The sequence below is a fragment of the Microcoleus sp. SVA1B4 genome (assembly GCF_036700545.1).
In the GTDB taxonomy this organism is placed as follows: Bacteria; Cyanobacteriota; Cyanobacteriia; order Cyanobacteriales; family Microcoleaceae; genus Microcoleus.
Genome location: NZ_JAUBPB010000023.1, coordinates 58447 through 80166, shown reverse-complemented (window position 1 = coordinate 80166; position 21720 = coordinate 58447). Strand labels below are relative to the sequence as shown.

The window sequence follows — 21720 nt, the reverse complement described above, 5'->3', positions numbered from 1 at the left end:
GGCTGGGGGGGTTGCGCTAATGACTATAAGTTTGCTATATTAATTTTCACTGCTGGTGTAACTCAGTTGGTAGAGTAGCTGATTTGTAATCAGCCTGTCGCAGGTTCAAATCCTGTCACCAGCTTTACTGATAAGACCAAGGCTTGATGAAACTTCGAGCCTTGGTTTTATTTTTAGGTATGAAGTGGGTCTAGAACCCCATACCCAACTAAGCTCTTAAAGCTCGGCTTTCTGATATAATGTCCTATCTTAGTAGTGTATAAAAAGTGCGAAGTAAACCTAAGCTAGATAGGGATGTAGAGCTAGTTGGCTATCTAGTAGGGTATATACCTGTTTTATTTGTTTACATCTACTAAATATTCATTCTTTTTACTGACCTAAGTCAAAGGTTGAATGCTTTTAGTAGAAAGAGCTAGGATAGACTACCACATATACCCTAGCTAAAAGGCTTAGTCTTGACCGCGTAACTGTTTAACAGTCCGTAAGCAGTCCTCTAAAGCCTCTAAGTGTTTAGAGATATCTGCATTGTTACTCAACCATCCAGGCTGCATTTTGTCTAGAGTTTTTTTTAAGCTCTTAATGTCCTGCTGTAATAGTGCTTCAATTCCCAGGGTTCTGCTGTTATCCCCATCTTTAAGAATAGAGATAAGTTGAATTTTGATTCTATGTTCCCATCGGCTAACATGATCGGTATATAAAGTCCAAGGGGTTAATACTACTCCCTCTTGTGTTCTAAAACCTAAAGGAATATTTGAAAGCTTGTAAAGTTCGTCAATAAATGCTCCCCAGACTACTTGCGATCTATCTTGATTGTGTTTGACAGTGTGATAGATATTTGTCATCAATTCACCGGGATCTTTTTTGATGAAGCTAAATCCTGCTATGTTTATTTGTCCCCCCTTATTCCAGTGCTTCCAGTTGTTTACCATTTTGTCGAGTAAGTTAGCCGTATCATGACGATCGTAAGTCTCAAGAGTTAGTAGATTAACCAGCTTACCAAGATTGACCTCGGACTCAGAAGTGAAAGGAAGAGTAAACTTGTTAAATTGCTTGGCTATTTGTGGCAACCCCTTAGAATCTTTTGAGAATCCTAATAAATCCTTAAGCGCTACTCGATTAACTATTCTCTCCTCTTTCTCCTTTGTGAATAATTGACTGTTAGAGTCTACAAACTTTTGTACTATTTTTTCAAGTTGGCTTTTAGCTTCCCGCACTAATTGCCGATCGACACTCGTACACCTTAACAGACTGTAGAACTCACCATCTCCGACATATTGGATCGAGGTAGATACTTTAGTAGAAACCTTGCCCGCTATTCTGTCCTTTGATATCTGACTTGTAATATCTAAACGCTGTCTACTTTGTAACATTGCTTCATAGTAAATCTCAATGTAAATTCCTCTCTCTTGCTTGATAATTAACTCCACGTTTTTAAATTTAAAGATACTTAGTAGATAATCCCGGACTTCTTCAAAGCTAGGAAAATTAATAGGAAACTGTTTTCCCAAGCGAGCGGGAACCCTCTTAAGCCATTTCATAACCATAGATACCTCTGATTGCCATATAGCTCTTTCACTCCCCCAAATAAACGTGTATGTTAATTTTTTAGCCTCCAATTCTTGAATAAAGGAAACATCTGCTAACGTGTGACTCCTATAGTAGTTATCCGTATACAAGGAATTATGCTTAAACCCTGCTTTGTCTAAATATTTCCTGATTACTACAGTAGATTCTCGCAAACTCTCTGGATTTAACTTTTTCCCTTGTACTACCTGAATTAAGAGGTTTTCTAGCCTAGCAATAAGCTTTAAACTATTTACCTGGTTTTGATTTTTGAGTCTGTCAATTTCCCTATGCAGATAAGCAATAGCTTGATTCGGACTGAGATTACCTACTACATACCTCGCAAGGTCATACTCTGGCACTTTAACCGGAAGTCCTATTAACTTCCATTCCTTACCCGATGGTTCTAAGCAAGCTAATAAAGGAGTAGTACCAACTACCGACCTAAATATTACAGTTCCCTGTGCTACTTTTGCACCGTCCAACTTAATAGGCTTAGGTCTTTGCCGCTCTACCAATTCTTTTGGTCGTTTATATTCTTTTTCCCAATCAGCAAAACTTATTATTTCAATGATTTTAGAGCAAACTTCCTCGAAATCCTTATTAAGAGCTATCTCCTTATTCAACAAAACAACTACATAATAAAGGAGATATCTCAAAACCTCTTCACTAGCAGGAACGCACAAGTAATCAAGTAAATTTAAAAGAACTCTACTATTTTCATCAGATAATAACTCATTGTTTTGATACAGAGAGACTGCGAGATTTTTAACATATTTTCTGCTGATTTTTCTCTTAAACCACCTTAGCCACGCCTCGATATTAATGTTATATTCAGCAACTAACCTTTTACCCTCCTCTATTTGTTGACGAAGAAGCTGAGAAGATGAGATTTTTTGATATTGGATTATCGCTCGTTCAATAATCCCTTTAAATTTAATCTGGAACTTTTCTAAGCTTTGTTCTCTACTTTCTGAATCAGTGTCTTGGTTACTGGTATTGGTATTGTTTTTTGTTTTCCACTCACAACCTTTGCCTGTATCCTTGAAATGAGAGAAGTGAGAAACTCTCTCTGTACATCGCTTAAAAAAGATAAGTTCTCTACATTTACCACAAGTAAGACCTAGCTTTTTATAGGATTCATAGTTTAGCGTATCATCATCAGGTGTAAATTCTTTATCTAAAAACATAGATATGGCAAAAGGAATAGATACTTCTGATTCTGCTTTCATAAAACTTAACCCCCTTGTTTTTGGTAATTATCATTAAGTAAATAGAACTTTATAATAATTTTAGTAATTATTTAAAAATTCTCCCAGCATTACCTATGAATTTAACAGTATGCCTCTGCATATACGGTGACTTAAATCACCTAATTGTCGGAAACATTAAAATTATATAGCAATAGTTTTAGCTATTTATCAGTAGGTAATTTTATCCTGAGAAGTGTAACTATGTAACTATGTAACAGTAGGGACACGGCAGTGCCGTGTCCCTATCTGATATGTGCTAGTTTTGTACCTTTGGGGCGGGCTCGCGTGCCCACCCCACAAGAGTTTCCCGAAAAATAGGTGCACAAGTTAAATGTGCGACAAATTACAAGGCTTAACCTAACGCAGTGCAGGCTTTTTTCAACCATTCAATTGTTGCTGCATCAAGTACGGGTTCCAGTTTCTCGACTACCGAAGCATGATAATTATTCAACCATTCTAATTGAGTCTTTGACAGCCGATCGACATTTATTAATTTGCGCTCAAACGGAATATACGTCAGCGGTTCAAATCCGTACCAAACCGTACCATTTTTTGATGGCATTTCCCTGACAACATAGAGATTTTCGATGCGAATTCCGCCCCATCCCGGTTCGTAATATCCCGGTTCGATGCTCGTTACCATTCCGGCTTCCAGGGGATACTGCACAGATTTGCTGATGCCGTTTGGCCCTTCGTGACCGGCTAAAAACGCCCCGACTCCGTGCCCTGTACCGTGTCCGTAGTCTAGCTGTTCTTGCCATAATACCGCACGGGCGATCGCATCTAATTGCGCTCCCGTTGTTCCTTTGGGGAATTGCTGCATTGCACAGTTGATATGCGCGATTAAGACTGTTGTGTAGTGTTCTATTTGTAGCGCCGTCGGTTCTCCGATACTTACTGTTCTCGTATCGTCGGTTGTACCTGCTAAATATTGCGCGCCTGAGTCAAGCAGGAGCAATTCTCCGGGTTTTAAGGTGACTTCTGGGCTGGGGGTTCCGTAATGTACGATCGAGCTATTGGCTCCCGCACCGGCGATCGTTCTAAAAGTTAAAGTCTGAAAATCTGTTTCTTGCTGGTAAAATTTTTCGATGCTTTCTTTGACATCAAACTCGGTAACTACCTTACCATTTTCTAGCTGTTCTGTCAACCACTTTAAAGTCAAAGTTTTCGCTCGACTTGCTTTGAAATTGGCTGATTTCATCTGCTCAATTTCTACGGGATTTTTGCGAGCTTTCATCCCTTCTACCGGATGAGCCTCAAAAACTATTTCGATGTTGTAAAACTGCGCTTGTTGATGGTTTAATATTAACTGGTACGTGCCTGCTGTGCTGTGTTTCGGGTCTAAAAGTACCCGAACTTTATGTGGCAAATTTACGCAAGTTTCTAATGTATGCGGATAGTCTGCGTAGGGAAGCAAAGTTACATCCGCCCGCAATTCTTGCTTGATTTCTAGCGAAATTCGTTCGGGATTTGTAAACAAAAACGCTGAATCTGTGGTGACAATGGCATAGGATATGAAAATGGGGATGTGGGGAATATCCGAGCCTCGGAGATTGAACAGCCACGCTATTTGATTCAGGTTGGTAATCGGAAGCACATCGATATTGGCTTTTTGCATCGCTTCCCTGACTCTGGCTAATTTTTCGGCGGCGGTTTCTCCTGTCAGGGATGCAGGTAAGCTAAATATGGGCTCTGCATCAATCGCGGGTAAAGTCTCTGCTGTTTGCCAAGGAGTTTGCGATCGCACTTTGTCTGTCAAATTCTCCCGGATTGGTATGAGATCAATCTCCGCAGTGGCAAATTTTTTCACCCAATTTTGATATTGCTCTGTCGCTACGGTAAACGGGTCAAAACCCATGCGAATTTTCCTTGATTTTTCGGTCGATTCTACAGCCAGTTTTTCTAAAGTTTCAATTAAGGTTAAATTTCCTTCTAAACCGAGTTTCGATATTTGAATAATTCCAGTATCGACTTGCAAGTCGGCTTGTTCGTAATAGCGGGAATCCACAAACAACCAAGCGGAATCTTTGCCAACCAACAAATCACCGGCGGAACCCGTAAAACCGCACATCCAAGCTCGCCGCTGCTTGGCTGCTGGAACTGATAAATTTAAGTGTTCGTCAACCGCTGGAATGTAATAGCAATCTAAGCCGTAATCGACCATCAAATCGCGCAAGTCTGCCAGTTTGGCAGCGGATGTATCTTGAAGATTTGTATTTGCTTTTAAGTTAGTGGCAACCATTTTTAAATTTCCTATTTTACTTGTTTAAAATTGTCTTCAAACCTTTAACTAATCTCCTAATACCAGCGGTGGCGGTTGCTTTTTCCAAAGCACCGTAAGCAACCCGCAAATAGCAGCCGCTATCCATGCCGAAAGTTGTACCGGGAAGCACTGCTACGCGATATTCGCGAATTAATTTTTCTACTAATTCCATTGTATCAATTTCAGTATCAAGTTTCAAGAAAAAGTAGAATGCTCCGCAGGCTGGGGAAATTGTACACAAGTGTTGGATGGTATTGAGTTCGTCTAATACGAGTTGGCGCACAGATGCGATCGCCCTTACATAATTATCGCAGTAACCTCTACCAACTTGCAAGGCTCCCAGGGCTGCATACTGAGAAATTACGGGCGGACAAATTAAGATGGTATCTTGAATCTTTCTCACAGAAACGAGCAAGTGTTCTGGTATTACCATATACCCGATCCGCCAACTCGCAAAACCGTAGGCTTTGGAGAGGCTAAACAGAGAAATTGTATGTTCGCTGCTGTTGGGAAAAGCGGCGGGCGAACAGTGTTTGACGCCGTTATAAGTAAAATATTCATAAGCTTCATCGCTGATGTGATAGATGTTGTGCTGGCGACAAATTTCGTTAACTTCTCGGAGTGCTTCGGCTGAATAAACAACACCAGTAGGATTATTTGGTGAAATGGTAACTATGGCTCGCGTTTTGTCGGTAATTGCTTTTTTTATAGCATCGATATTAAGTTGATAGTTTGCGTCGGTTTCTACTATCACTGGTCGGCAATTTGCCATAATAGCCGCCATTTCGTGATTGAAGTAATAAGGTGATTGGATAATAACTTCGTCTCCCGCAGAAGTGATGGCGAGAATAGCGTTGGTAAATCCCATGTTGCTGCCGGCGGTAACGACAATGCAGTTTTTGCTATTAATTTCTATGTCGTTATCGGTTTTGAGTTTAGCGGCGATAGCATCCTGTAATTGTGGAATTCCTTCGACGGCTTTGTATTTGTGATTGTCGAGATTTGCAAAGAATTCGGGGATTTTTTCAAATGATTCTTGTGGCGGATTGTAGTAAACTACGCCTTGTCCTAATGATATCGTTCCCGGATTTTGGCGAATCAGTTCGCCAACTACTGGAATTATGGGCGACTGCACCGATTGCATTCGAGTGGGGTAATTTTTCATATAATATTTGTTTCTTGGGTCGTTAAGTAGATTGACAAAACTTACAGATTAGAACCCCGAATTATTCGATAAGTCGGGGTTTTGGGTATTTTTTGTGTGGGAAATTATTTAAGGATTTACGCGATCGCAAATCCAGTAAATTGCCGTACATAAGGCGCTCGAAATCCCAACACAATATCTGTTTTAGGGACTCCAAATTCTAGAAATTGATTGGCAATTCCTGCTTCCGTAAAATCGCGCTGAATCCAAATTTTTCCATCTTTGATATCAACATGAATCGGACATCCATGAATTCGTTCTTCATCCCGCCATCCTACATACAACAATAAATAGCGGTCGCGTTCCGTATCGAAAACAATTTCAGTGGTTTCTACATCTTGCTCCGACTGCTCTGTCGCGTGTTGATGTATGACTTTCTGAACTAACTGGCGATAATCTAATCTTTCCATAATGTTATCTCCTGTCCCTTCACATGAAAAACCAGCATCTTTATTTGATATCGTTCTAACACAGTTTGAATAAACGAGTCTGTAAAAAAATCTTGATAGATATCTGTAGGCACTGCCAAATACAGCACTCGTTCTGATTCCAATTTTTCCAATGCTACTCGATAATTAAGAAATTGACCAACAGCCGTATGGAATTCTGACAGCGCCGACAAGCCCACAAAACTTTTTACTTCGACTGCTATTTTTTGCCTCCCCTTTTCGGCAGAAAGTAATTTCTCTCCTCCCAAATCAATCTGCATTTTTACTTGAGAAGTTACTTTTAGAAATAGAGGATCGTGAGTAATTGTCCATCCATCTTTCTCCAAAGCCGCACGTACTGTGTTGTGAAAGATATCTTTGGCTGACATGATTTAAAAAACTGTTTTACTATATTCAAAAAGTATCTATTGCGATAATTATAACTTAGCAAGTGCCGACAAACAAGTAAAAAGTCTAAATTTTTGACTAAATTATAGATTGAAAATAACGATCGTGCTAAAATGAAATATCAGCTCATAACAGGAGAAAGTTCCTATGTCAACGATGACTGTCAAAGATGTTGAGCAAGTTCAAACCGCTTTTTCCGAAGCTGGTTTAGATTACCAAATTGAACTAGAAGACGGGAGACTTTCAATTATGGGCCCATCTGACATCGTATCCAGTGAAATCAGCAGCCGTCTCATTGCCTTTCTTTTCGCTTGGGTAAATCCCCGCCGTCTCGGACGAGTTTTTGACTCCGCAGGCGGCTTTATTATGCCAGATACTAACGTCAAAGCGCCCGATGTTTCCTTTGTGCGCGCCGCACGATTGCGCCAAAGTCCGCGTTATTTTGGACAGTTGGTTCCCGATTTGGTGGTAGAGATTAAGTCTCAAAGCGATCGCACGCAGCCTATCGAAACCAAGGTTTTGAAGTTTGTTGAGCTCGGAGCGATTGTCGGAATTGCGATCGATCCTGATGCAGAAACAGTGAAGATTTATCGATCGGCTGGCGAACCACAAATTTTACAAAATGGCGATATCTTAACATTACCAGAACTTTTCCCCGGTTGGGAATTGCCCGTTTCTGAACTGTGGCCTCCTATCTTTACAGAAGAAGAAACACAATTCTAGAAAAACTACAATATATCGCAACAAGTAGAGACTTAAACTCTTTCAACTTCTATTTTAGAACCTTGTGGCGACTTAAACACTTTAACTTGTGCGGGCAATCTTTCGCCCAATTCTCGAACGTGGGTAATCACTCCAATCATCCTGTCTCGCTGCCGCAAAGATTCTAAAATTTGAGTAACGCTTTCGAGAGTTTCGGTATCTAAAGTCCCAAATCCTTCATCGAGAAACAAGCTGCCCAAGTGAGATCCTTGAGACAGTTTTTCTGACAAAGCTAAAGCCATTGATAAGGAAGTGGCAAAGGTTTCGCCGCCGGAAAGGGTTCGCACTCGTCTAGCTTCGCCGCCGTTCCAATTATCTGCTACCCAGTATTCGCCGTCTTGGTTTCTTAATTTGTAGCGATTCTCAGTTAATTCTTGCAAAATTAATGTGGCGCTGCCGACTAATTCTGCTTCTAAATGTTCTAAAATGTAGGATTGAAATTCGTTGGATTTGAGATTCTGCGCTAAGGTGTGATAAGTTTGCTCTTGTTCGGTGAAATTTGTGATTTGCTGTGACAGTCTTTCGGCTTGTTCGAGATTTTGGGCTGCTACTTGAATCCAAGCTAAAAGTTCGGCGCGGTTGTTGTTGGCTTGTTTGAGGTTTTCTTGGGCGGTATGTTTTGCCGATCGCACTTGTGCTAAAGTATTCTCATCGGTAGTTCGGCCTGCGATCGCCTCGCTCAAATCTTTTGCCCGCGTCTCTAACTGAATTTTTGATTCGCGGTGAGAGCGAATAGCGTTTTCCCATTCTGATTGTTCCTTAACTGTCGCAACCGCTGCTAAAAAGGTCTCTTCGGTGAAATCAGCCGCCGTTAATTTTGCTGACCAATCCAGGTTTAGCTGCTGTTTCTGGGCTTGGGCTTGTCCAAAAACTTCTCCAGCTTGTTGCTCTCTCTCTGCTGCTTGAATAACCTTATTTTGAGCAGTTTGATAGGATTTTTCGGCAACTTTCAGCAGATTTGCCAAGTCTTGTTTGTCTTGTTCTAAGACTTTTGCTAAATTAGCATAAGGTTGATATTCGGTAATTTGATAAAGCGCATTTACACAACTTTGGAACTGCTGCTGGCGGCGGTCTGATTCGGCGATCGCATCTTGATATTCCTGCTGTTTAGCTGCTTGAGTCGCCACCGCCAAATTAAATCTTTCTTGAAAATTATCATATTCCAATGATGCCAGTTGGAACTGCTGTTCGGTTTCGCGGTATTGGCGATCGCTCTCTTTAAGGATTGCCAACTCCTGCTGCAACCCCAAGCTTTCCCATTGAGGATTTTCCAAAACTTGAGTGATTTGCTGCTGCAATTCGGCAACTCTATTCGCAGTTAATTCGAGCATTTGAGCAATTTCTGACTCTTTTTGCAGGCAGGCTGAAACTGCACTTTTTCTCTCAGCAGCCAACCTTTGAGCATCTTGAAAAACCTGATTTGCTGCCGCCAATTTCTGCCGCAAACCAGCGACATCAACAATATTAGAATCTGGCAAAGGACGCAGGCTCTCGCTCTCAGGATGCACCCCCCCACACACCGGGCAAGTATCGCCAGAATTCAGCGACATTCTGACAGCAGCCACACTCTCTAAACGTGCCGCTTCCGCATTAGCGGTTTGGGCCGCTTCTAACTCGCGATCGCACTCTTTTAGTCGAATTTCGGCTGCTTCTAAATTAGTTGCAACTTCCACATAACTCTGTTGAGCTTTTTCCTTATCTGCGATAGATTTATCCAACTGTTCTTGCTGAGTCTTTTGCTGCTTGGTAATTAGCTGCAATTCCATCAATAAGGGTGAAATTTGCTGCAATTGCTCTAAACGCTTTCCTCCCGGCGCATACTGTTCGAGCTGCGCCGCTGCTTGAGTAACTCGAAAACCCGCACCTTGAATTTTAGTGTTAGCAGCTTGCAAGTCTTTATCTGCTGCCATAAAAAAGCGGAGTTTTTCCTGTTGAACTTTTTGGGCAAGCGCAACTTCTTTTTCTAATTGAGCGCGCTGTTCTTCATATACTTTAGCAGCAGCTAGAGCATCTTCGCGAGCCTTAATTTGTGGCGCTAGCACCTCTTCTTTGGCTTTGGCCGCGTCAAGTTGCTGCTGCTCTACTGCCAGCTCAGAGCGAGCTTTAATTAACTGCTTTCGCGCTGCCACCGAGGCACTTTCGGCAGTTTCATACTGACTGCGAGCCGATCGCACTAAAGCCCAATCTCCCTGTAAATGATTGGCAGTTTGCGCTCTTTCTAAACGCTGTGCTAAAATTGTCACCTCCGCAGAATTAGCATTTAATTGGGTCAGTTGTTGTTGTAACTCTTGCCAGCGAGCGATTTGCGAAAATAGCTGTTCCTCTTCATCTAGAGCCTTCTGAGCTTTCATCACAGCGCGATCGAACTCAGGCAACTGCTGCTCTAAAATCAAAAGTTGCGATCGTCTTTGATCCACCTCATCCGCCGTCGGCGCACTCAAATCCGCTAGCTGCCTTTCCACCATTTCCCGTTCCTGTTTCAGCAACTTAGCGAGTTCATTTGTTTCCTTCCGCATCTGCTCAAAAATCTCAAATCCTGCTAGCTGCCGCAAAATTTCCCGACGTTTTGATGTATCCCCTTTAATAAACTCATCAAACTTGCCTTGAGGCAGAACAATTGCTCGCGTAAAAGTATCAAAATCCATTCCTAAAATCTGTTCAATGGTATTTTGAACAGCAACAATACTCGTTCCCAAAGTTTCCCATTGACCATTTTGCCAGTTGTCCAAAATCACCTTATTTTCAGGAGATTTCGGACGGAAACGCCACCTCCGCGTCACTCGATACTGTGCCGAACCCACAGCAAAACGCAACTGCACTTTTAAATTTTCGCTGCCTTGACTTGCCAAATCACTTACTTGTTTGCCACTGCGAGTTGTCGTACCAAAAAGAGCGTAAGTCATGGCATCTAACAGTGAAGATTTGCCCGCACCTGTAGCACCAGTAATTGCAAACAAATCGAGTTGAGAAAAATCTAAACGCTGTTCGCGGTGGAAGCTGGTAAATCCTTCGAGAATAAGTTCGAGTGGACGCATACTGATTTTAGATTTTAGATGGTGGATTTCTATTACTCTTTACCAGGCTCTGCCTGGTAACGCATATCCGGAGGCTCTGCCTCCAATTTTCCTATTTAAGCGCGAGGCAGAGCCTCTGGATATTGGTTCCCAGACGGAGGCTGGGAACCAGTTAATTTGGGATTTTGGATTGTATCTTTTTACCCATCTAATTATTAACTGTTTCCTTAAACTTCTTGTACAAATTTTTAAATTCCTCCAATACTGCCGGTTTTGGTGTCGTTCCCAAGCGGTTTTGATAATAGTTGCAAAACTCTGCTGCCGGATCGAAATTATTGGGATCGATATTAGTTATTTCGGTTGCTTCTAGCGCTGCGTCTGGATAGCGCGGTTCAATTAACAACGCTTGAGAACAGATTTGGCGCACTCGATCGGCAAGTCCGATTTGCGGACTGTCCAGTTCGACAATTACTTTCAAGAAACCCGGATGATACTGATGAGCTTGTAAAGTTTCATCGAGATTGTCGTTATGACATTTAAGCACTTTTAACGGCTTGTGGCAAGCCACAGGCTTAAATTCCACCTTTGCCTGACTTCCCGGCTCAACTTCTATCAAGCAAAATCCTTTTTCCTGTTCCGCTTCTCCAAAATCTAATTGAATCAAAGAACCGGAATAATAAGCGGGAGAAGTCTCAGAAATCCGCTGGTGAATGTGGATGTGTCCGAGGGCAACATACTGAGCTTCCGGGGGCAGAGTTTCTGATGACAGCAGGTATTTTTCTCGCGTGTAATAAGCGACTTCGGATTTTGCCAACCGAGCGCCGTCAATGCTCATGTGTCCCATGAGAATATTCACAGTATTGTCTCTAAACTCTCTGGTTAAATCTTCGAGTAAATATGCTACTATTTCGCGGTAATCTTTGCGGCGATCGGCATCGCCCGACTGCCAGAGAGAATTAGCATCTAACAGTCTTTGTTCGGAAGCAAAAGGCATCGCTCCCACACAAAGTTTACCGCTTTTTGTATTGAGAGTAATCGTGCCGCCGTCGGCGGAAAGCCTGGGTTTGCCTAAAGCGCGAACACCGGCGAGGGAAAGCAATTGCGCGATGCTGTCGATGCGGGATGCCGAATCGTGATTACCGGCGATCGCAATTGCGGGAATTCCTGCCGCTTGGAGTTCGCAGAAAAAGTTATAAGCAATGCGTTCGGCGTAAGCGGGAGGGTTGGGCACGTCGAAAATGTCGCCCGCAACGAGCACAGCATCGACATCTAACGCTTTTGCTTGCTTCAAAATCTGTTCCAGGGCGATCGCAATTTCAAAAGTGCGATCGATCCCTCGGAAACGCCGCCCTAAATGCCAGTCAGCAGTATGAATTATTCGCATAGTACAAGGATTTTTTTGTTTATTTTAACTGAGATGTTGTACCATTTTCAAGAACGGGCTCTTCGGCCCGTTCCACAAAGAATAAATTTCTTGTGGAACGGGCATCTTGCCCGTTCATAAAAGCCTGATTTAAAATGGTAAAATATTTCAGTTTTAATGCTTTGTGCGATCTCGCTATAAATATCTGCCACTGTTTATGCCTCTTCCTGTTCTCTAATTGCTATTTCAATCTCATCAGGATATGCCTCAGCATAAGCCCAAGCATTCGCCAAATCAGCGGCACGCAGAGTCGGATAGTCTTCTAGGAGTTCAGCTTCAGAAATACCTAAACGGCGAGCATTCACCAGCACCCAAACAGGAATTCGCGTTTGTCTGATGCAAGCATCGCCGCCGCACACGCCGGGAGTCTTTTGAATTCCCGACCAAAATTTTCTTAAACTTTGGGCTAGTAATTCTATAGCTTGAGCCTTCTCTTCGGGAGTTAAAGCTAAGAGTTGCGCTTGCAATTCTTTCAGTGTCGTATTTGCAGTTATTGAGTTCATAAATATTAACTTTTTTTTGCCATACAGGTATTCTAGCACTGGTGGCTAACTCCCAACTTTCATTCAACCGGCTTCACATCGTGAAACCGACTATAATCAACCACCCGCCCTCCCGTCGCCGATTTCAAAAGAATATCTACAAACCGCATATTCCACATAATTTCAGACGCCACAAAAGAATGTCGCGCATGAATAGTTTGCGAAACTGTTTCGTCAATTCCTGTTAACGTAATTACAATTTCCGCTTGCTGTTCCATCAAGTCTTGGGCAGTAAGTTGGTACAAAGGACTGTTCTCATCAATTGCGTGCATAACCGTCCAAGTTAAGGCAAAAACCGGAGAGTGACTTCGCACCAATTGCAAATCGTAAAAACGCCGCATAAATTCTCCTTCCGCTGTTACCTCGTCACGGATCAAAGTAGCTCGCTGCTGCGCTTCTAAAATTTGGTTAAAACGCTGATTTGCAGTGCGGTACATCAGAGTCGGAACACCGTTGAAAGGAGCGATCACAGCTACGCGGCTGAAGATAACTCTAGCTGTTGGTCGAGAAAATCTCGAAAAAGCCAGTCCCGTCACCATCGCTACTCCCCACAAACCAAAAAGTGCTTCGATCGCAACTATAGTATTAGCGTAATCCGTGCGCGGATACATGGCGCCGTAGCCGATCGTCGCCATTGTTTGCACGCTGAAATAAAAAGCATCTTGGAAAGAACCCGGCCGCGCGTTAGCAATGCAATCTCCTCCCGCCAAGTAAGCTAAGGCAAATAAAGAATTCGCGACTGTATAGGAGAGACAAATCAGGATGAAAAATCGAGGCCAAGAAAGAGTTAGCAGCCTGTGGTAGAGGTCTGCAAAATGCAGGCGAGGTACTCCCAACTTGACAATATTTAAGGGGAATTGTCCTTGGCGGCTGACTAAACGAGTCTGTTCCTGGCGGTTGCGGGGAATTTTCATTGCGATTTGTAACTGCGGCTGTTTCAATTTGTAACTATTGCTTTGACCGGGAAAACTTATCCTTTAGACTGATGTCTGATTCCAAAAATTCGGATAAAAGCGGAGTTTAGAAATGGTTGAGCTTAACTGGCATGACTATCTCGTTATGGTTTCTTTTGTGGCATCTATTGCGGGTCTAGTCCTGCTGGGTGATAATCGTGACTCGCAGCCAACGGACGATCGCACTTTGAGCGAAGAAATCTTAATCAAGATGAGCTTTACTTACTGGATAGTGTACTGCATCTCTTTTTTCGGGCTGAAACTTCACCTACCAGAAGATAGCTGGTTATTGCTCAGTTTGAAGCTGACTACGGTTCTTTCTTACTTGTTGACTGCTTCTAGCATACTCAGCCTGCCGCTGCAACGCATGGCTGTCCGACGAGTTGAAGATTAACAAAAGGTGTTTGTAGTGAGGACTTCAGTTCTTTCGATCGCGGTGAAGAAAAATTAAAGTCCTGACTGCAAAGCTATTTGAGTAATATTACCGGGCGATAAGCTCACAGCTAGCTGTGAGCTTGTTTAATGGTTGATTATCCGAGGGATGCAGACTAAGGCGCCCAAAATGGCTAGGGTCGATCGCACTTGTACTTGAAATTGCCCTTCTCTTCCTGCTTTCCCTGGGCTGCGGCCATCTCAACGAGTATCCGTTGGCGAAGCCGGCGCATTAGCGCATAGCAGTATGCCACGAACTTAGCTAGTTAGGATTTAAAGCCTTTAGAGCTTTTCTTTTTCTCCTGTGGCTTGGATTTTGACTTATTAACTTCGCCTAAAGCTTCCTGAAATAAGTTGTGCAGGTGCACGGGAACGCTGGCAATTTCCGGGAGTTCGGGTTCTAAGGGTTTTTTAAACTCTTGCAGCAGGGCATCTAAATCGCGATCGAGCTGAAAGTCTGTACGTTGCAATACAGTTTGCAAAATTTGTTCTAATTTCGCTGGATTAACTTTAGCTAACCGTTGCCAAATCCAGACATTAATTGCAGGATCTTCGAGATAGTTACGCACCAGCTTTTCGTAACCGGGAACGGTTGAAAAGTCTTCGGCTGCTAGCAGTGCAGTAAATTGAGCGTAAGTAGACAAAAAGGTTTGTCCCCAGCGAGGATGAGAAAATGCTGTCACCTGTTCGGCTTTCTTGAAGCGATCGGGCAATTCGACTTTCGGCATTACCATTTTTGCACTAGCATTGCTGTCGAGCATTACCTCAACTGCGTTAGCATCAGCACCTGCTGCGGCGATGGCGGCTGCTTTGACTTCTTCTCGATCGACTCCGGCATCTTCAACGATATCCGCCAGAGATTTACTTCCATCAACGCCCATATCAGCTAGGCGTTTTTTAGTGATAAATTCCTGAAATTCAGCCAACTGTTTATTCAGGTGATATCCCGATAGCGTTACTTCCTCACTTCCAAAAAATTCGGTAAAATCTTCATGGTACTTTTCTACTGACTGCCAAGCTTGCTCTAACAATTCCGGCGCATCGCTGTACAGGTTCTTTTTGTGATTTTGCTTGAAATTACCGATCGCCACCGCCAACTTCGGCTTACCCAATTTCCCCTTCATAATGGGAGAGCTCGAAAGTATCCACCAGTCATCGGTAAGGGGAGAAATCCTAGCCAGCAAGATTTCTCCTAACTTAAAGCGAGACATTTCTGCCAGAAAATTAGGACTGTTAGGCTTGACAACGTAGTGCTTAGCCGTCAGCCAGTTCATCAGTTCAAACCTGTCGGGGGAAAGTTGAGTGATTTCAAATAAGCCAGTGAAGCTTCTGTGCTCCCAACTTTCGAGCAAGCTAAGATCGCTCTCGGTTAAATCCGGCTGACTTTCGACAAATAGGTCGATCGGCGTTTTCTCTCCGACTTTACCTTCGATGGTAAAACTGTCAATCACTTGATTTTGCTGAGCAATATCGTAGCGCTCGCCGGTCGATCGAGCTGCTGCAAAAGCTTCCAAAGCTACCGCCAACTCTCCCTCAGCATCCAGCACAAAGTCAATTAAATTTTGCTTGAGTGTCCAAGCTCTTTCCAACATTTCATCCACAAGTAATACCAATTTTGAATGAGAGGATTTAGGTTAACAATTATCGGAGTTGAAGCCACCGACGCTTTACGATCCGGCTGCGATTGAAGAAAGCGCATCGCGAACAATGACAGAAATATGCAATCGATGCCTCAGTCCTGAATAAGTTTAATTTTAAGGCTAATAGTCAAAAAAAAATGTTAATCTCAAACGGAAGCATCCCGATTTGGTAAAAAGCATTTTTTAGGAGTGCGATCGTCCCGCACAGCAAAGCCTCTACGTCTCTAGCGAGTTCTCACAGCGAACAGTCCTGTGATATCATTTCCGGTCGATTAGCCCTAATATGGTAGGGGCGGGTTCACGAAAAATATCTGCCAATAATTGACAATCTCAAAAACCCGCCCTTTTAGTCGCGGTCACTCGATCGAACATGATATGAAATAAAAATCGTGCTAAAAAATGCGATTTCAAGCGAGCATAAAAATACCCTCTCCGATGTAGAGAGGGGCTGAAAATCCCCAAAAACTTCGCTAAACTCGCGTTAAAAACTGTGTTACCTATCAACAACAGTCTCAGACGCAGCAGCCGGGTTTTTTTGATCAAACACTTCCCTCCATTCCGGTATCCGGCTAAAAATCACCGGAATGCTTGAGTTTGTGTGTCTCCAAGACTGAGAAATATTTGGTGTAAGCCCTTAGCGGCCGTCTTTGTCAATGTCGCCAGGAACAGCCCGTTCCACCCGATCCCAAGCGTCGCGCGTGGCGTGCTTAGCTTTTTCCCAAGTCACATTAGACTTACCGCGATTTGTTTCGTAGTCGCGCTGCAAATCCGGTTCGATCTCGTGGTATTTCTTACCAGTAGCGCCATAGCGACTGTATCCCTCATAACCCGTGCGGTATGCAGGCTGATAGTCTTCGTAAGTCGCGCTCGTGTCCACGTAAGGACGGGAACTGTAGTTGCTTTGCCAGTAAGCCTCTTCTACCGTGGGGTCGATCGCCTCGCCCACACCTTTGCCCGCCAAACCGCCGCCAAAGGCACCCACAACAGCGCCGACAACTGCTCCTACAGGCCCGCCGATGGCACCGCCGATCGCAGCACCCGCAGCACCGGCACTCGCCGCACCAATACCCGTTGCGACTGGATGAGCCCCGGTTTCCCCCGAAAGCGGATCTAGGTTAGCATCAGGTTCATGTACCGTTTTTTTGTCATCGCTCATGATATTTTTTCCTTTTATCTAACTGTAACTATGATTAAATTTACCTTTTAAATTCATATCTATTCATCTGCCTTAAGGATGAAGCTGCTAGCTTCAAAAGGAAGGAAACGATCAAATACTTCTCGACTCAAAAACGAGTTTTACACGCTACTCTCAAGGGATAAGGTGCGCCGAGGCGCACCCTAGATCGTGATGTTCAAGTGAGTTCTAAACTCGGCTCCCTTGTTTATTCACTGAAGCTGTTTATTTACCAGCAACTTGAGTTAGATATAAATCTCTGGATTTATTAGTTGCCAGTTACCTTTTCGATCAACTCTTCAGCTTTTTGAACTATGCCTTCTTGCGGGTGTTCTCCCTTGTACTCCTTTAAGCTTTCGTCGTAAGCTTTCTCGACCGTTGCAGGATTTTGAGAGGTTTTGACTATTTCTTCGTAAGCTGCTTGGGGATTGAGATCCTCGAAACTTTCTGCGGGGTCAGTAATTTTAGCTTCTGGCTGCGCCTGACTCCTGTCTTGACCTGCGTAAGCAGCCTGACTGGGTACTATCGCTAGACTTAGCAGACCAATGAACGCCAGGGTACATACCAGCAAAATGCTTTGGCTCAATGTTTGTCCTAGAGCTTTTAAAACCCGCTTCATATCAACTTCTCCTCGTATTTTTCCGCAAAAATTATGGTGTTTGTCGCCCCTTCACTGCGATCGCACATTGACAACCTTGGTTCAAGCGCATTCTTTGTCGCAGCTACCGCATCTAGAGCGAGCCAAAAGGGATGTTTCCCGTGACATCCCATATCTTAAGCGCCTGCTTGTTATTATTACTTCTACCAAAAGATAGATTAGTTATACAAGCGGAACTCATCTCCTATCAGGGGCGATCGCAATTCCTGCGAGGAACCCTATCTAGGGGTTTTCCCATCAATTAAGAAGCCCCTGACTCTTCTTTTTAGGCGCGTCTTTCGCGTCTTCGCAGTTCTGGCAAAAATCCTATTTTCCAAGATTTTAAATTGCTATAAATAACCTAACTAACTACAAAAGAACCTGCTCTATGTCTAGTTTTCTGTTCTGCATAGCTCGTTCAAATAGCTCAGTAGAAAGAGCTTGTTCGACCGACCAAACGCCCGGTTTTTCCAGTTTTCCTTCTAACATTAATTGAGCTATGCTGCCAGTACCGATGCCCGTAGCGACTGCTGCACTAGGGTGTATCGCTGTCGAGCAAACTTTAGCGGGTTGACCGTTTTTGAGACCGGTCACTTGCGATCGCACTGCCACACCAACCCCACTAAAACTATTACTAACACTGGTCATCCCGTAACTGACGTAGGAGAGAAATTCAATCACGGAGTTATTTTTGAGCCAGCTAGCGGGCCAATACTTGGCAACAAACCAGGTAAGGTGATTGTAAAGGTCGGGAGACGTACCGAATTTAGTCACAACTGATTTGACGGGGAAAGTTTCGGGCAAAGTGATTGCTTCCGGCATATCGAACCAGTAAACGCCTGTGTTGCCGTAGGGTGCTGGAAATTCAATTGTTTCGCGATCGCTGTAGGGTTTTACTTGCTGCCACTTGCGATCGGCCCAAACGTCAAAAGGAGTTTGCAAACCTAAAAAAGTGGTTCTCATAACGGTAACGCCAGCACCGCCAGAACCTCCGACAACATAACTCAAATGGATGTTTTCTGCTTCATCTAATTGTTCCACATCTCGCCGCACCATGCTATTAGACACACCGGGAAAAATGCCAGTGTTAATAATAGCAGTAATCCCAGAATTTTTAGCTGTTTCGCGCAATTCTAAAGCTCTGCGAGTAAAACTGCGGCTGTCGCTGACATCAGTATAATTAACACCTGCTTCTATGCAAGTTTTCAGTACACTAGCGTCTCGGTAGTGAAAAGGCCCCGCACAGTGAACGACGAGATTAGAGGATGAAACCGCTTGGTGCAGGGCTGCACTGTCTGCTAAATCTAAAGTTTGATACTGCACCCTATCCGGCGGCAATCCTGGCCCAATAGAGGCTTCAGAGTTGCGTCCGGTAACAGTAATTTCCGCGTCGGTATGAGTAACAAGGTCTTGGGCAACGCTGCTGCCAATTCGTCCCCGCCCACCGACAATCAAAACTCGGTTTGCCATCGCTAAAAAAAGGGTAACGCCACTTCTCAGTCTCTCAACTTGGGGCCGGCGTTTTCATCCGCATAAAGTATGAATTGAGGAGAATGCGAGATGTTGGGGGATCGGCGGCGCCCTGATTCGGAGATGGGGAGCGACTTCTACCAGGGGCTTGCCTGTTCTGCTAAATTATATATTTGACTGCAATACTAAGTTCAAAAATGCTTTTAGCGTTAACTTGTTATTCTCATATTGAGAATTTTATCGATGGAAGATGCTCTAGGATGACAAAATATTTTAACAGCTTTGATGAAACGCAAACCGTCGCCACCCAGCCCGAAAGATTCACAGGCTTTAGAAAGGGTATTGAGGGCGATCGCAAATCGTTTTCCCTTCACAGGGAATCAACCAGAAAAAATTATCGCACTTGCCAACAGATAAATCAATACAAACAAACAAACAAACGCAGATGTGATTCATCTGCGTCTATCTGCCCTCATCTGCGGTTGCTAAAAACCTTACTTCTCATTACTCCGAAATACCGACTTCCCCTTCGCTTTCAGAGTATTAGCCGCATCTGCTAAAGTCTGCGCGAAAGGCTGCTGCGAGTGCATGAAAACGCGAGCGGTATTGCGTCCCGGCATCCCAGAAATTGAGCCACCCGGATGCGTTCCCGCCCCCGTGAGGAACAAACCATCGATCGGCGTTTTGTAATTCGCCAACTCCGGCAAAGGACGGAAAAATATCATCTGATCTAGCGTCATATCAACGTGATAATAATTCCCTTTCAAAGCCCCCAAACGCTCTCCCAATTCTGCCGGACTTTCCACGTGGCGCCCTATAATTGAATTTTTGATATTTGGCGCGTATTCTGCTAATTTATCAATGCAGCGATCGGCAACTTTGTTTTTCAGCTCATCCGTCCAACCCGTACCGTGCTGGCCGGTTCCTTCAGCATTTTCGATCTGGTAAGGAGCAAAAAATTCAATCCAAGCCGTATGATGTCCGGGGGGAGCCATTGACGGGTCTAGTACCGTCGGAAACACTACATACATCGATGGGTCAGAGTCGGGAATTCTGCCGATTGAAGGCTCGCTGTGAGCAATTTCAACGTGTTTCACCGAGTCTGCAATTAAAACCGAACCAATTAAATATTCGTCCCGATGATTCCAGCGATCAAACTTGGGCATTTCATTGAGAGCTAAGTCTATTTTGAGAATAGTCTCGTTGTTGTTAACAATTTTGCGCTCCAATCTTTCCCGCAAATCCGGGTCGGCACTGTCAACATCGTTGGAGTCCATTAAGTGCAGAAACAAGCGCTTAGCATCAATATTAGAAATGACACCTTTTGTCGCACGGTATTCCGTGCCGTTGGCAACTCGAACTCCCACAGCGCGACCATCATCAACTAATATTTTCTCGACGTGCTGGTCGGTAAGTACCACACCGGAATAGCTTTTCACTAAATTGAGCAGCGCTTGCACTAATGCACCCGTCCCACCGCGCGGTCTTGCCATGCCGGGATTGTGTCTCATTGCCAGCATAATTGCGCCTACAGCAAGGGTTTTTTGCGAAGGAGGCGCGCCTAGTTCTGCGGCGAATCTTGCTAGGGGTGCTTTGATAAATTCCTCGTCAAACCACTCGTTGAGAAGGTCTTCAGCGCTGGTGAGCATCGTGCGAACAAAGTCCAGCGTTTTGTCGGGTGAACCGATGACTGACAATAAATCTTTGATTTTTGAAATATCGTAGTTGCCCAGAATATCTATGATCGATTTTGGTGGCGCATTAAACATCGGAACCATTGCCCCTAAAGCCCGCTGCCAAAAGTCTGTATATTCGGCATATTTTTTAGCGTCGCGCTCGTTGTAGCGGGCAATTTCAGCACAAGTTTTTTCAACGGATTTGTGCGCTAAGAAATATTTACCGTCGGGATGCGGACAAAAGGCCACTGGATCGCAGAAAAGATATTCTAAACCGTATTTTTCCAGTTCTAATTCTTCTACAACTGGCCCTAAATGGATAAACTCGTGGTCGATCGCGCACATATTGAATTTAAAATCCGGTAATTCGGGAATGGCCGCTTCAGTAGTTGCTGCGCCCCCGGGAACCGAACGTTTTTCTAACAACAGGACGGTATATCCAGCTTTCAGCAGATAAGATGCACAGACGAGTCCGTTGTGACCTGCGCCTATGATAATGACATCATACGTTTGCATAGATGAAGTTCTAGGGAGAGGATATTTTGCTTATTTTACAAATGTTAACAAGTTGGCTGTCTCTACCAATAGAAATAGATTCATTGTCAGTAAGCCCTTTTAGCATATTACAAAAGAGGGAGCTTTGACAAAATTCTGTTGTGCGATCGCCCTGATTTCTGCTTAAACTTACCGAGCACTCACCCTTCTCCAATTGCGCCAATATTGTACTATATTTAGGCAAATTTATCTGCGTTCAATTAAACAATTTACGCAAAGGAAGTAAGAAGGAAGAAGGAAGAGGAAAGGGGGCATAGGGAATAGGGAAGAGAAACAGTTTTGAGATTGCTTTTTTCCTTGCAAGACGGGGAGTGGAAGGAGTT

17 protein-coding genes and 1 tRNA gene are annotated in these 21720 nt (G+C 43.8%); 4 read left to right on the top strand and 14 right to left on the bottom strand.

Annotated elements, in window-relative coordinates; genetic code table 11:
- Positions 1 to 51: 51 nt before the first annotated feature.
- Positions 52 to 124: transfer RNA gene (locus QT987_RS13355), tRNA-Thr, on the top strand.
- A 325-nt stretch (positions 125 to 449) separates the two neighbouring features.
- Here QT987_RS13355 and QT987_RS13350 read toward each other — a convergent pair.
- From QT987_RS13350 to QT987_RS13330, 5 genes are all read right to left on the bottom strand, one after another.
- Positions 450 to 2795 carry a hypothetical protein gene (locus QT987_RS13350; protein ID WP_333240547.1) on the bottom strand — a complete coding sequence of 782 codons (2346 nt, stop codon included), beginning with the start codon at positions 2793 to 2795 and terminating at the stop codon, positions 450 to 452.
- Between the two features lie 373 nt (positions 2796 to 3168).
- On the bottom strand, positions 3169 to 5058 hold the full coding sequence (locus tag QT987_RS13345) for an aminopeptidase P family protein (RefSeq protein WP_333240543.1): 1890 nt from the start codon (positions 5056 to 5058) through the stop codon (positions 3169 to 3171).
- A gap of 16 nt (positions 5059 to 5074) precedes the next feature.
- On the bottom strand, positions 5075 to 6244 hold the full coding sequence (locus QT987_RS13340) for a pyridoxal phosphate-dependent aminotransferase (RefSeq protein WP_333240541.1): 1170 nt from the start codon (positions 6242 to 6244) through the stop codon (positions 5075 to 5077).
- Positions 6245 to 6360: 116 nt separating this feature from the next.
- Complete coding sequence (locus QT987_RS13335) at positions 6361 to 6693, bottom strand: XisI protein (protein ID WP_015174218.1); 333 nt, start codon at positions 6691 to 6693, stop codon at positions 6361 to 6363.
- On the bottom strand, positions 6681 to 7100 hold the full coding sequence (locus QT987_RS13330) for a XisH family protein (protein ID WP_333240538.1): 420 nt from the start codon (positions 7098 to 7100) through the stop codon (positions 6681 to 6683). The genes QT987_RS13335 and QT987_RS13330 overlap by 13 nt, the downstream gene beginning before the upstream one ends.
- Positions 7101 to 7266: 166 nt before the next feature.
- On the opposite strand from QT987_RS13330, the gene QT987_RS13325 reads away from it, so the two are divergent.
- Entirely contained in the window at positions 7267 to 7842 is a 576-nt protein-coding gene (locus QT987_RS13325) for a Uma2 family endonuclease (RefSeq protein ID WP_333240534.1), read from the top strand.
- Between the two features lie 32 nt (positions 7843 to 7874).
- Here QT987_RS13325 and QT987_RS13320 read toward each other — a convergent pair whose 3' ends face one another.
- From QT987_RS13320 to QT987_RS13305, 4 genes are all read right to left on the bottom strand, one after another.
- A complete protein-coding gene (locus QT987_RS13320; RefSeq protein WP_333240531.1) occupies positions 7875 to 10916 on the bottom strand; it encodes an SMC family ATPase in 3042 nt (1013 codons plus the stop codon).
- 187 nt (positions 10917 to 11103) lie between these two features.
- Entirely contained in the window at positions 11104 to 12279 is a 1176-nt protein-coding gene (locus QT987_RS13315; RefSeq protein ID WP_333240529.1) for an exonuclease SbcCD subunit D, read from the bottom strand.
- A 194-nt stretch (positions 12280 to 12473) separates the two neighbouring features.
- Positions 12474 to 12821, bottom strand: a complete 348-nt coding sequence (locus QT987_RS13310) for a DUF433 domain-containing protein (protein ID WP_333240524.1) — start codon at positions 12819 to 12821, stop codon at positions 12474 to 12476.
- Between the two features lie 59 nt (positions 12822 to 12880).
- Positions 12881 to 13774, bottom strand: a complete 894-nt coding sequence (locus tag QT987_RS13305) for an ion channel (RefSeq protein ID WP_333240520.1) — start codon at positions 13772 to 13774, stop codon at positions 12881 to 12883.
- Positions 13775 to 13886: 112 nt separating this feature from the next.
- Here QT987_RS13305 and QT987_RS13300 point away from each other — a divergent pair, with 112 nt between their 5' ends.
- Positions 13887 to 14207, top strand: a complete 321-nt coding sequence (locus tag QT987_RS13300; protein WP_333240518.1) for a hypothetical protein — start codon at positions 13887 to 13889, stop codon at positions 14205 to 14207.
- A 304-nt stretch (positions 14208 to 14511) separates the two neighbouring features.
- On the opposite strand, the gene QT987_RS13295 is transcribed toward QT987_RS13300, so the two are convergent.
- The 4 genes from QT987_RS13295 to QT987_RS13280 all read right to left on the bottom strand — a co-directional run bounded on the left by QT987_RS13295 (position 14512) and on the right by QT987_RS13280 (position 19166).
- Positions 14512 to 15846, bottom strand: coding sequence for a hypothetical protein (locus QT987_RS13295; RefSeq protein ID WP_333240562.1), 1335 nt, complete (start codon positions 15844 to 15846; stop codon positions 14512 to 14514).
- 673 nt (positions 15847 to 16519) lie between these two features.
- Positions 16520 to 17041 (bottom strand): hypothetical protein, encoded by a 522-nt coding sequence (locus QT987_RS13290; protein WP_333240516.1) that lies wholly within the window; start codon positions 17039 to 17041, stop codon positions 16520 to 16522.
- Between the two features lie 286 nt (positions 17042 to 17327).
- A complete protein-coding gene (locus QT987_RS13285; protein WP_333240513.1) occupies positions 17328 to 17678 on the bottom strand; it encodes a hypothetical protein in 351 nt (116 codons plus the stop codon).
- Between the two features lie 387 nt (positions 17679 to 18065).
- Entirely contained in the window at positions 18066 to 19166 is a 1101-nt protein-coding gene (locus QT987_RS13280; RefSeq protein WP_333240511.1) for a saccharopine dehydrogenase NADP-binding domain-containing protein, read from the bottom strand.
- Between the two features lie 285 nt (positions 19167 to 19451).
- Between QT987_RS13280 and QT987_RS13275 the strand changes: the two genes are divergently transcribed.
- Positions 19452 to 19583 (top strand): hypothetical protein, encoded by a 132-nt coding sequence (locus QT987_RS13275; RefSeq protein WP_333240508.1) that lies wholly within the window; start codon positions 19452 to 19454, stop codon positions 19581 to 19583.
- Positions 19584 to 19660: 77 nt separating this feature from the next.
- On the opposite strand, the gene crtO is transcribed toward QT987_RS13275, so the two are convergent.
- Positions 19661 to 21358, bottom strand: coding sequence for a beta-carotene ketolase CrtO (crtO, locus tag QT987_RS13270; protein ID WP_333240506.1), 1698 nt, complete (start codon positions 21356 to 21358; stop codon positions 19661 to 19663).
- Positions 21359 to 21720 lie beyond the last annotated feature (362 nt).